We start from the raw sequence: 11057 nt of genomic DNA on the forward strand, positions 1-11057 counted from the left end.
CTTTATGCCAAATATAAACATTTTTTTGAGTTTATAGTGGATAAATTCCATATTATCTTTAGCACCAAACCAATTATCCGCTAGCACATACTCAAACTTTACTTGATTGACAACTGCCTGTTGGATAAGCGCTCTGAAATGTTGGTTTTTAGTGATGGATGACTGCTTTTTTTCTTTCTTTGTTTTCACATCACAAAAATGCATGTCTTTTTTGATTACTTCAAAACCGATGGGAAAAGTGTAATCTCCATAGCTAATAAGGCAGGAAAGTAGATTAATCCCTTTTACACATCTTCCTTTAGTATGAGAAAAGTGCCAACAGACGATTTCGTTTTCATCTGTATAGGGCTTTTCCTCTATCGTATCGTCAATAATCAATACACCTCCTCTATCTTGTTCTAAATGGCGCACTTGCTTTTTAACATACTGCCATAGTTCTTTCGATCCCCCTGGATTGCTATTAAGAAAACGAGTGATTTTATCATGGCTAACCTGACCATCTAAAAGATTGGATAGCCCTGTAGCTGTTGCTTGTTGATTTTGGCTGATAAGATAATCTGTATAAATATCAAGAAGATCAAGTTTCATTTTTTTCTCCTCTTTTCAAAGAAAAAAATATACCTTTAGAATAATTTTTTCAACTCATCTGTGCGTAAGGTGAGTAAATTTATACTTTTTTTAGAAGAGATAAAGTTTATTTACTGGATTGGCAAAGACCTTTTTACTCACGATTCTTAGTTATATAAAGATATTCAAGCTGCCAGGCAGTGTAATAGGTTCTTTGATTGCGGTTAGCGCTCACATCTGTTTATCAATTAGCTTGTTTTTCATCATAACTTTGAGGATAGGAAAACTTTTTAAAAATTTTTTCTAATAACCGCTACTACCACGCCTTGAACCATGATATCATCTTCCCTTAAGATGACAGGGTGGTTGTGAAGACTACGACTGACTAAGCGGACATAAACATCTTCTAGAAAATATTTCTTTATAATGACATCATTTTGGTTTAAAAGAGCTAACACTGTTTCTCCTGCCTGAGCTTCTTGGCGTGCTTCTACCACTAAATAATCTCCATCAGCCAAAAGTTCTTCCACTAAGCTATCTCCTCTCACTTTAAGAATGTAGGTGGCTTCAGGCATGGTAATCAAAGAGCTAGGCACTTCAAAAGAAAGACTTTTAGGGAAAGTCTCAATAGGTTCTCCGGCAGAAATGTACCCAATGAAAGGTAAGGATAAGCTGGTGAAATCCTTTTTTGTTGGATAGTCATGAAGTAAAGAAAGTGAGCGCCTGCTCTTTTTTTTTGACTCCAGCAAGCCTTTGCTCTTTAAAATAGTAATGTATTTGTACACTGTGCCTAGAGAAGTAAAAGAGAAGTGCTGCATAATTTCTCGATAGCTGGGGGCATAGTGGTGCGTTTGAAGATAGGTTTTTATATAGCTCAATAATTCATACTGTTTCTTTGTCAAACTTTTCATCTGCTATCCGTTGCTCAAATATCAACCAATCAAAAAAGAGAGCTGTCCACCACATAAAAGCTGCTGCAAAAATAACATCAGTAAAAAAGTGTCCTCCCTGGGCCATACGGGTATAGCCTAGCAGAGCTCCTAAGATCACAGAAGTGAAAGTACCCCACCAATAAAGCCAACGCTGCCTTAGCCGCCGCCCTATAAGGGTAAGCGACAAGAAAACGAAGCCCATCGAACAATGACCGCTAGGAAAAGATTTAGAAGGTTCAGGTTGATGGAAGAAATTAGGTTGGTAAAAAGGTCTAAAATGCTGGAGGCCACCAAATTCTTCAAGCTGCTTAGGACGAGGGCGACCCCAATGTCCCTTTAGCGATAAGTCTACAATAATGCCAGCTCCTACAATCATCGTTAAAAGGGGAATAAGGGCATAAGGCCGCCAACATTTCCAGAAGGGATGAAGGTAGGATAAAACCAAAAATAATAAAGCAAATAAAGTTAAGATCCAGCCTGGAACCATTCCATAAGAATAAAGAAAATTTAAAAAGCTATTAGATTGAAAATGGCCGTTAGCAAAAAAATAGCGTGCCACTGCCAAATCAATGGTAGAGCTAAAGGGGGTTAGCAAAAGAATAGAAATTAAGGGAATAAGCCATAAAGAGCGTGTAGGAGAGTATAACATAAAATAATTTTTTATTGCTATTTTACCTAAATTTCTTACAATACATCAATCTCTTTTTATCTAAATAAAAATTTACTGAATATTGATTACTGCTTTTTTATCTGTTTACTCAATTCTTAAATGTTAAAAAATTCTAAAAAATTGAAATATTTAGAATAAATAGAATTCATGGAGATTAAAAAGATCGCAGTATACAAGGCTCTATTTTTAGCTAGCTATCAAAAGGGATAGCCTTAATTACAAGAGATTAGCCTTTTGAGGAAAAACTTTTTCATCTCCTATCTGATAAGCTTTGTACAAGCTCTCTTCAAATTCCTTTAGGTATTAAAGTAAAATCATGAAAGTAATGTCTTGATAAATCTCATAGTTTGAAGCGCCATGCATTTTTTTATCAACAAAAGCTTTCTTTCTTGGTGAGCGCTTAAAAACTCCTGTGTCGTCATCTGATAGGTAATCCCTTAGCCCATTCGACTGCTAAAAAATAGCCATGATGACCACGTATACAAGGAAATTTTGGCAAGAAACTCATAGGAGTGCTAGAAGGGCAATAAGCTGAACTGCTTTGCCTTCTAGATAGCTTGCAGGCTGTCTTTTTACTCTGATAATTACATGATTAGGTGAGTCTTTATAGATCCTTAGAAAAATGTATGTTTTTATTTAAGTAACAATAATGTTAACTATCTAGTATAAAATCCCTCTTTAAAGACCGTCCAGATGTGATGACTGCTTGCCTAGCATCATAAGGTTAGGAGGGGAAGATAGAGTGAATGTAGGCCTTTACGTGTGTGTGATTGCCTCTTTGCTTAATCGATTTATTTGCCAATTTAAATTCGAGCAAGGGAACAGTTTTATCGCAATTTTTTCTTTTGAAGTGCTAGGATAGGGGCATTTCATTTAGTTTGAGGGGAGGTTAAGCCAATGGATTATCTGGTAGATGGGGTACTAGCGCTGGTAATAGGCGTCTTAGGGGTAAGTTTTATTTGGACGCTTTTAAAGTGTAAAGATAAACAGAGCGAAAAGGCTTTATGGATGGAAAAATGCCGAGTGCTAGAACAACAGGGGCGAGAATGGCGAGAGAGCTTAGAAAGCAAAGAAATACAGCTCCAAAATTATCGCGAAGAAAATAGCTTTCAAAGAAGTAGAATTGCTGAATTGGAAATGCAATTAACTCATCAAGCTCAGCAAATGCAAGAAAAGCTTGAACTTTTAGATCAAGCTCAGCAAAAATTTACTGATACCTTTAATGCTCTGTCAGCAGAGGCTCTAAAATCAAGTTCCCAGATGTTTTTGGATTTAGCTGCTGCTCGTTTTGAAAAATTGCAAGAGGGGGCTAAAGGAGATTTAAAAATGCGTGAGGCAGCGATTGACGAGCTTGTCAAACCCATCAAAGAGAAACTAGAGAAATTTGATAGCAAGATTGAAGATTTAGAAAAATCCCGTGTTTCAGCTTACGCTACTCTCACTGAGCAAGTAAAAAGCTTATATACTGCTAATGCACAGCTACAGCAAGAAACGGCAAATCTAGCAAAAGCATTACGTATGCCTCATGTGCGAGGGCGCTGGGGGGAAATTCAATTACGACGGGTCGTAGAAATGGCCGGAATGGTTGAAAAATGTGACTTTTTGCAGCAAGAAAGTTCTACCCACGATGAGCGTCGTCTAAGACCTGATCTTATCATTAATCTACCCAATAACAAGCAGATCGTAGTGGATGCAAAATCTCCTTTGCAAGCTTATTTAGAGGCTTTAGAGATGCCTAACGAAACGGATAAAATCATGAAGTTAAAAGAGCATGCTAAACAGGTCCGTACTCATATCAATCAGCTTTCTGCAAAAGCTTATTGGGACCAATTTCAGCCAGCACCTGAATTTGTGGTACTTTTTCTTCCGGGCGAAACATTTTTTAGTGCCGCTCTAGAGCACGATCCTTCTTTAATCGAACATGGAGTAGATCAGCAGGTTATTTTAGCTACCCCTACTACTTTGATAGCATTGCTGCGGGCCGTCGCTTATGGTTGGCGGCAAGAGCTGATTGCCGAAAATGCCCAGGCGATTAGCCAATTAGGCCGCCAGTTGTATGATCGTTTGCAAGTGATGAGCGAACATTTTGAAGATGTAAGAAAAGGCTTAAGTAGAGCTGTAGAAGCTTATAATAAGACCGTAGGTTCTTTTGAGGGTCGAGTGCTAGTGACGGCTAGGAAGTTTAAAGATCTGGGAGTGGGTGGACAGAATGAAATTGAGCTACTTGAAACTGTAGATTTAAAGACACGGAGGTCGACAAATCAGCCAACAAATATTGCGGAGCTTGAGGAGAATCCTTTACAAACGCGTTTATCTGTCAATGAGTAAAAAATGATAAACAGACGGATGTTTTTTCAATACCTTAGAAGTTTTATAGAAAAGAAAATTGGCCTCAAGTAATGAGGCGCCTTTCAGCGCCTTAATAAATAGGCTTTCTACTCTATCGAAAGAACAAAGTAGGCAGGATAGGCAAAGTCATTATTGTTTCGAGGAGAGGCTTTTAAGGTAATGTCTCGACCTAAATAGTTTTGCAGGTTTACTTGCGTACTGTAAAGATAAGCCATAGGAATCTGGGTAGTTGGATTTAAAAGCACAAAGTCGCCTGGTTTGTTACGGACAGATCGATCATAAGGTTGAATGATGCCTTTTATTGTGCTGGCTTGCTGCTGCTGTTCATCATAATAAGCCGAGATAGGCTGATTATCATGCATTTCTGCCCATGTTTCATATAATTGATTTTCTACTGGCAGCCATGCGCTCATTTTATCAGCACTATAGCTACTTGAAGTTACCGAGGAACTACTAGGAAGCTTGGGTTGGTTAGCTTGTTCTAGCTCAGCTATTCTTTGCTCTTGTAAAGCCACTTTGCTAGAAAGTGTCTTGTTATGAGTGTGGAGCTGCTCGGCATGGGTGGAAAGATTCTCTAGATAATAAATCTTTTTCTGTAAATAATCTTCTTGGATAGTGGCCAATAATTCTCTTGCTCTACCTTGGATTTCTGGAAAGTCGGAGTAAGTGTTAATTATTTTATTAAGATCCTCATTGATTTTCTCTAGGTTAATCTGATTCCATGGCTTAAGGAATTCTTGCTGACTTTGAGTAAGTGTACTTTCAAGTAGGCTGATCCCTTCTTTGCGTTTATGATTTAAAGAGGCTTTTAAATCAGCGTTGCCTATTTTTTCTATATATTCTTTAGCAATGTAAAAATGTGTAGAGGCAGGGGGGGTAATCTCTAGCCATTTATTATTAAGAGCGCTAATTTGGCCATTAACTTTGTCACCCGTTTGAAGTTGGGCAATAACAGGGGCATCTAGATGAGGCTCTAGGCGTACATTCACACGGCTTCCTTCAATTGTATTATCTAATACATAAGTGCGAAAAACATATCCTTTAAGATCTTCAGGCGCTTCTAAAGCATAAAAATCATCCCTTTCCCCTACAACAATCCACAAATCTCCTTTATTGCTTTCACGTAAAATAGGTGCTTCTAAATTAGGTTGAAGACGTATTCTTACCTTGTTTTTTAGAGTACGTCCTGTAAAAGCTGCAAAAGGTTGGGGGGTGGCAGAAAAATCTGGATTGAGATTTGATTGGAGATGAGAAAAAGAAGAGGATGTTTTTTCTAAGTCGCTATGAACAGGCTGGCTGAGACATTGAGCAAAGAAGAAAGTTGCCAGCAAGTATAAGGCTGCTTGATTCATCAGTTAGCTCCTAAAAGTAATAGTTATAGATAAAAATTTTATGGACTAGATCAAAAATTGTCAAGGAAGTTAGGAGGTTTAGATAGGATTAATGCATCAGACAATGTTTTCTTTAAGGAGAAAGAAAAAATAGCGCGATGCATTAATTGAAGTGTTGGTGGGCAAAAGAAAAATGAGGGTTTAGCTAGGAAAAATAATAAGTTTTTAACTTTTAAGGACAGCTACTATATGCTCGCAGCTTGATTTTCCACAGGTGCATCCCACAGGATGGCCCAAATAGACTCTATAATTTTCTTGCGTATCTAGCTTGTTAATCACATTAAATAGCTTATCACCTGCTTGGGTCACATCCCATTGTTGGAAGACGAGTTCTTCCTCTTTAACTTCCTCTTCTTCTGAGCCCATTGCTGTCATTGCTTCTGGTTCCACGGCTACATTGATTGTGCGCACAATTTGGCAATGAAGACAGTTACAGTCTAATTCTGCTTTAGGCAATACATTTAGCTCTTCTGGAGAAATGATTTTAGCGATAGCTGCAATTTTTTCTAAAATCTGTTTGGGAATATCAGGAGCATCGCGTTGGGCGGGATTATGAATCAAGGGATTGCCCATACCATCGATAGAACCAATTCCTAGCTTAAAAGGTACTTCGCCTTGGTCGGTATTCAACATAGCTTGAGATAAATTAGGGTCACTCTCCTCTTGAGGATCAATAAATTTTTCTAAATATTCAGCATGGGCACTAAAAATTTGCTCAATTACTTCTCCTTTAAGGTTAGGAATGTTAATTGATTCGCCGCCCATTAAAGTGATGACTAAAAAAGGGCCTTTCATTTGGAGCGATTTTACATGCCTCCAGCTAGTCGAAATATAAGGGGGGATGCTTAATATTTTATCATTAATTTTCATCCTGATACCTCACTTATTAAAAATAATGTAATAATCTTTAATTATACTCATACCATACGATAAAAGAAAATACAAGTCAAGTGTTTTTTAGCAGTCAAAGCTGTTAAGTGCTGAATTAATGTGTAATTTGCTGATAGAGAGCAAAATAGGTAAGAGATGAGCTCCTTAAAAGAAAAAGAATATATTAAAAAATATTAATTTTTTACTTTTTTCTTCCCATTCCTTATCTTAATATCTAAGAGACCTGCCTTACAGAAAAGTAAAATTTTCCTGTTTTTCTTTTTTGTTCAAGTCGAAAAGATAATTTGCTACTGATTTATCGCAACAAGGAGATCGAGTATGCTCTCGAAAACATTTGTTCTTGATACTAACGTTTTATTGCATGATCCCGAAGCGATCATCAAATTTCCTGGCCAAAATGTAATTATCCCCGTCACTGTGTTAGAAGAATTGGACAAAATGAAGCGTTTGCCAAGCGATTTAGGACGTAATTCACGTGCGGTTTTTCGCTATTTAAGTAATCTAAATACTATAGGTGCGGGAAACTTGCATGCCGGCGTTACTTTAGATAACCAGGCAGTGATACGCATCCAGGTCGAATTTAAAACCGATTATTCTTATAACTTTGCTCTTTCCAATAATGATAATAAAATTATTCTAGCTGCTTTCTTTCTAAAAGAGAAGGGAGAGAACGTTGTATTTGTTTCTAAAGATTTTGCTGCCCGTATTAAAGCCGAAGCCATTGGTTTAGAAACCGAAGATTATGAAAATTTAAAATATTCCTATGCCTCCATGTATAAGGGTTTACGGCGGATAGAAATGCCTAAACATGCTATTGATGTGTTTTACAAAGATGGAGCTATTCAGATAGATGCCGAAGATTTACAGCCTAACGAGTATTGTATTTTTTCTTCCCCCGAGCACTCATCAGGGGTTGGTAAGTATAATGCAAAGCGAGGGATAATCGAGCCCCTTATAAAAGCTAATAATCTTTGGGGAATTAAACCTCTTAACGTAGAGCAAAGATGTGCGATTGATGCCCTTTTGCGAGATGAAATTAAATTGGTTTCACTGATCGGGCAAGCAGGGACAGGAAAAACCCTTTTAGCATTGGCTTGCGGCTTACGTAAAGTATTTGATGAAGGAACTTATACGCGCATTCTTGTTAGCCGCCCTGTGATCCCCCTTGGGCGTGACATTGGGTATCTTCCAGGCACTAAGGAAGAGAAGCTATTAAATTGGATGCAACCTATCTATGATAATCTAGAATATCTCTGTGATTCTGTAGGAAGTGAGCCTAGCGAAACTTTGCGGTGGGTGATGGAAAGCAAAAAGATTGAAATGGAAGCGGTTACTTATATAAGGGGACGTTCTTTGCCAAAGATGTATATCATTATTGATGAAGCTCAAAACCTTACTCCCCATGAAGTGAAGACGATTGTTTCTCGTGCAGGAGAAAACACGAAGGTTATTTTAACAGGAGATCCTACACAAATTGACAATCCTTATTTAGATAAGGATTCTAATGGCCTTAGCTATGTGGTGGGACGCTTTAGCAATCAGCAAGTTTATGGGCATGTATTTATGGAGAAGACAGAACGCAGTGAATTGGCAGCCCTTGCCGCTGAAATTTTATAATCACTACCTGCAAATAAAAGTTTTCAAGCCCATTTGATCTGTTACCAAAAGCTCTCCTTTTTAAGTAAACAGCGAATAGAGCAGAAAAGACAAAAGCGGCAGGGGAAGAGCAATGTTTTCTCATCCTTAGATGAAAATCTTTTAATCCAAATAAAGAGGATAAAGGTTGATAAAGTTGATAGCTCCATACGCAAGTTTTTATTCTGAATCCTACAACCAGCAATTTTACAGAGCAATATGTTAAAAAAATGTTCCTCTTTAGCTGAAAAGCTCGAGCATTTATTGAACCAAACACATTCAGAAGAGTTATCGGTCCAGAAAATTATGGATCATTTGGCCGATCAAGGTTATGCTACCTTGTTAATTGTGTTGAGTCTTCCTTTTTGTAGTCCCATGCAAATTCCTGGGCTATCCACTCTTTTAGGATTGTTAATCCTTTTAATAGGTTTAAGAATAGCGTTTGGAGATAAAGTTTGGCTTCCTAAGAGATTATTGCAAAAAAAGATCCCCTTTTTGTTTGTAAAGAAGGTGATGTTCTATGTGCTTAAAATAGATACTAAGCTTGGCTTTTTGATTTCTACCCGGTGGATAGGGCTAGTAAAAAATCGTTATTTACATATCATCCACGGACTGACCATTGCTGTTTTGGCTTTTTTTCTATCTTTACCCCTTCCCATTCCTTTGACCAACTTATTAGCAGCTTTACCCCTTCTAGCCTTTGGCCTAGCATTTTTAGAAGATGATGGCTTTTTTATCCTCATCGCCTATTTTTTCGCCTTTATTTGTCTGCTGAGCTTTGCTGCTATCATTTGGTTTGGAATAGATTGGCTGATTATATGGAAAAAATATATTTTTTAGCGGCTATTATCTAAGAAATTTCTTGTTTTTTAGTGGCGCTTAGAAAAAAAGCAGGGTTTTAAAATTTCTTTATTCCCTTTAGCTTTTCGCTTATAAGAGACAAGTAATTAACGGATTAGGGGGCCAAGAGGTGCTTAGAACTTTTGATTAGCTAAAAGCGAATATTCACTTAACCTTATTTTTAGCGAAAAACTCATAATTTAACGCGATTTATCGGATAAGAAAGCACTCTAAGGCTGCTTCAATTATACCTAAACTGTAAGCCAACTCATTCTTTTGGTTCTTCATGCAAGTCAATTGGATGCAGGGCTTACAGGACTCTTAAGCATAGATCACTATTCCGCTGATTAGATTGGCAAAAAAATTTCACGGGCTGCGATGTCGGTGATGTTCGATTTGACAAGAGTTTTTCCAATTTATTGTTAACGCTTTTAATGATGCCTCACTTTCTTAATAAAATCTTTTTTACCAGTAATATTAGCTTGCTTTTCATATTCTTTATAAGCCTAGTAATGATTCTTAAGCCCTTTTCGTAAAGCTTGATAAACAATGGGTGGGAGATGTATCCCTTGTCGGCAAACATTTTGCCAAAAAATTTTTTAGATAGACCAAAGGCAGGGACTTGGGCCTCCATATTTCCTGGCGTTAACATATAAGCAAGAATTTTTCCTTTATCATCAATGATTAAATGCAGTTGGAATCCATAGAAGTATCCGGTAGAAGTTTTTTCTCTTTTTGCTATTTTTTTGAAAACTGGGAGGGGAGTGGATACGGTGCGTATGACATACTCTCAATAGAATAGAAGCGATAGATGAAATGCCTATACACTCTTTTTAAGCAAGCTTGTGAATAAACAAAAAGCAAAGACAAGCATGTTTCCATTAAAGTGATGAACTTATGATAGAAAGGACAGGAGGAAAATATTTCTTCCGCGAGGGAATGACTTGTCGAATATATTAATCTTTAAACTTTGTATAGCTCTTGTATGAAACATGACGACAATAGTCACCGCTTCGCTTAGTAATAATTTTGGCCTTCTATTTCTTTTATTGCTTTTTCCAATGAGTGGTTTTTAAGTGGCCTTCAACCCATGTTGTGTGCCATTCAATCTCCGGTTGTTTACGAAACTTACCTTATCGCAAAAAATGGAGATTAATCGGCCTTGTTGCGTAAATGACCTAATAGTTGGTCTGTTTAAAAGCTTATCAAGTTAGTACCCATTGTCCTTTGGGGGGCATTCCAAGCGCTGTCATCTTGTTCATTGCCAAAGATTTAGCATATAATTCTGCCCGCTGATAGTCTAGCTTCCTAGAGCGAAAATCTCCTCCAAAGTTTCTTTTAAAGCGGTACATCGCCGTTTCGGCAAGCGATCTTCTATGATAGCCACTAAGCTTCTTCCAAAGCTGCCTAGCCTCATCATCTCCTCCCAAGCCTTGAATGACTTTTAAATTATCATTCCTTTTTTTCATCCAAGGTTTGTCCGTCTCTTGGCTTAGCCTTCCTCCTCTTCTTGGAGGCACTACAGGATCTATCCCCCGAACATAAGACGATCGATAGAAAGCTTGTCTATCATAAGCACCATCTCCATAAGTGGTCTTTACGCTCTTTGGCAGCTTGGGAATCATTTGGCTCGCCACTAAATCATCAGCTTTATTGCTAGTTGTTAATTCACTCAAAATAATTTCATGCGAGTCTGGGCAAACGCTTAAGTGAATCTTTCTCCAAGTCCTCCGCTTTGCTTTGCCATGCTGGCGTACTTTCCACTCTCCTTCGCCATAAACT

At 37.7% G+C, this 11057-nt stretch carries 9 protein-coding genes and 1 pseudogene; 3 read left to right on the top strand and 7 right to left on the bottom strand.

Features of this window, described 5'->3' with window-relative positions:
- The 3 genes from NEOC65_RS00360 to NEOC65_RS00370 all read right to left on the bottom strand — a co-directional run.
- On the bottom strand, nucleotides 1–588 hold a 588-nt coding region (locus NEOC65_RS00360), incomplete at its 3' end, for a transposase (protein WP_213155351.1).
- Between the two features lie 269 nt (nucleotides 589–857).
- Nucleotides 858–1478 (bottom strand): transcriptional repressor LexA, encoded by a 621-nt coding sequence (gene lexA, locus NEOC65_RS00365; protein ID WP_166157318.1) that lies wholly within the window; start codon nucleotides 1476–1478, stop codon nucleotides 858–860.
- Nucleotides 1450–2148, bottom strand: a complete 699-nt coding sequence (locus NEOC65_RS00370; protein ID WP_213155352.1) for a phosphatase PAP2 family protein — start codon at nucleotides 2146–2148, stop codon at nucleotides 1450–1452. Before NEOC65_RS00370 ends, lexA begins: the two co-directional genes overlap by 29 nt.
- Before the next feature lie 918 nt (nucleotides 2149–3066).
- Here NEOC65_RS00370 and NEOC65_RS00375 point away from each other — a divergent pair.
- Complete coding sequence (locus tag NEOC65_RS00375; protein ID WP_166157312.1) at nucleotides 3067–4497, top strand: DNA recombination protein RmuC; 1431 nt, start codon at nucleotides 3067–3069, stop codon at nucleotides 4495–4497.
- A gap of 107 nt (nucleotides 4498–4604) precedes the next feature.
- Here the strand turns inward: NEOC65_RS00375 and NEOC65_RS00380 are convergent, their stop codons facing one another.
- Nucleotides 4605–5870, bottom strand: a complete 1266-nt coding sequence (locus NEOC65_RS00380; RefSeq protein WP_213155353.1) for an SH3 domain-containing protein — start codon at nucleotides 5868–5870, stop codon at nucleotides 4605–4607.
- Between the two features lie 204 nt (nucleotides 5871–6074).
- Nucleotides 6075–6779, bottom strand: a complete 705-nt coding sequence (locus NEOC65_RS00385; protein WP_166157306.1) for a hypothetical protein — start codon at nucleotides 6777–6779, stop codon at nucleotides 6075–6077.
- Between the two features lie 339 nt (nucleotides 6780–7118).
- On the opposite strand from NEOC65_RS00385, the gene NEOC65_RS00390 reads away from it, so the two are divergent.
- Both NEOC65_RS00390 and NEOC65_RS00395 read left to right on the top strand, forming a co-directional pair.
- Nucleotides 7119–8417, top strand: coding sequence for a PhoH family protein (locus tag NEOC65_RS00390; protein WP_213155354.1), 1299 nt, complete (start codon nucleotides 7119–7121; stop codon nucleotides 8415–8417).
- A 237-nt stretch (nucleotides 8418–8654) separates the two neighbouring features.
- On the top strand, nucleotides 8655–9275 hold the full coding sequence (locus NEOC65_RS00395; RefSeq protein WP_213155355.1) for an exopolysaccharide biosynthesis protein: 621 nt from the start codon (nucleotides 8655–8657) through the stop codon (nucleotides 9273–9275).
- A gap of 369 nt (nucleotides 9276–9644) precedes the next feature.
- On the opposite strand, the pseudogene NEOC65_RS09845 reads toward NEOC65_RS00395, so the two are convergent.
- Both NEOC65_RS09845 and NEOC65_RS00405 read right to left on the bottom strand, forming a co-directional pair.
- Nucleotides 9645–10056 (bottom strand): annotated as a pseudogene (locus NEOC65_RS09845) (transposase); the annotation flags it as partial.
- 424 nt (nucleotides 10057–10480) lie between these two features.
- A partial coding sequence (locus NEOC65_RS00405; protein WP_213155356.1) for an IS5 family transposase occupies nucleotides 10481–11057 on the bottom strand: 577 nt, incomplete at its 5' end.

It is taken from the genome of Neochlamydia sp. AcF65, assembly GCF_018342435.1.
Classification (GTDB): Bacteria; Chlamydiota; Chlamydiia; order Chlamydiales; family Parachlamydiaceae; genus Neochlamydia.

Coding starts and splice junctions, on each gene's coding strand:
- NEOC65_RS00385 (WP_166157306.1), bottom strand. CDS start 6,779: ATGAAAATTAATGATAAAATATTAAGCATCCCCCCTTATATTTCGACT.
- NEOC65_RS00390 (WP_213155354.1), top strand. CDS start 7,119: ATGCTCTCGAAAACATTTGTTCTTGATACTAACGTTTTATTGCATGAT.
- NEOC65_RS00375 (WP_166157312.1), top strand. CDS start 3,067: ATGGATTATCTGGTAGATGGGGTACTAGCGCTGGTAATAGGCGTCTTA.
- NEOC65_RS00370 (WP_213155352.1), bottom strand. CDS start 2,148: ATGTTATACTCTCCTACACGCTCTTTATGGCTTATTCCCTTAATTTCT.
- NEOC65_RS00380 (WP_213155353.1), bottom strand. CDS start 5,870: ATGAATCAAGCAGCCTTATACTTGCTGGCAACTTTCTTCTTTGCTCAA.
- lexA (WP_166157318.1), bottom strand. CDS start 1,478: ATGAAAAGTTTGACAAAGAAACAGTATGAATTATTGAGCTATATAAAA.
- NEOC65_RS00395 (WP_213155355.1), top strand. CDS start 8,655: ATGTTAAAAAAATGTTCCTCTTTAGCTGAAAAGCTCGAGCATTTATTG.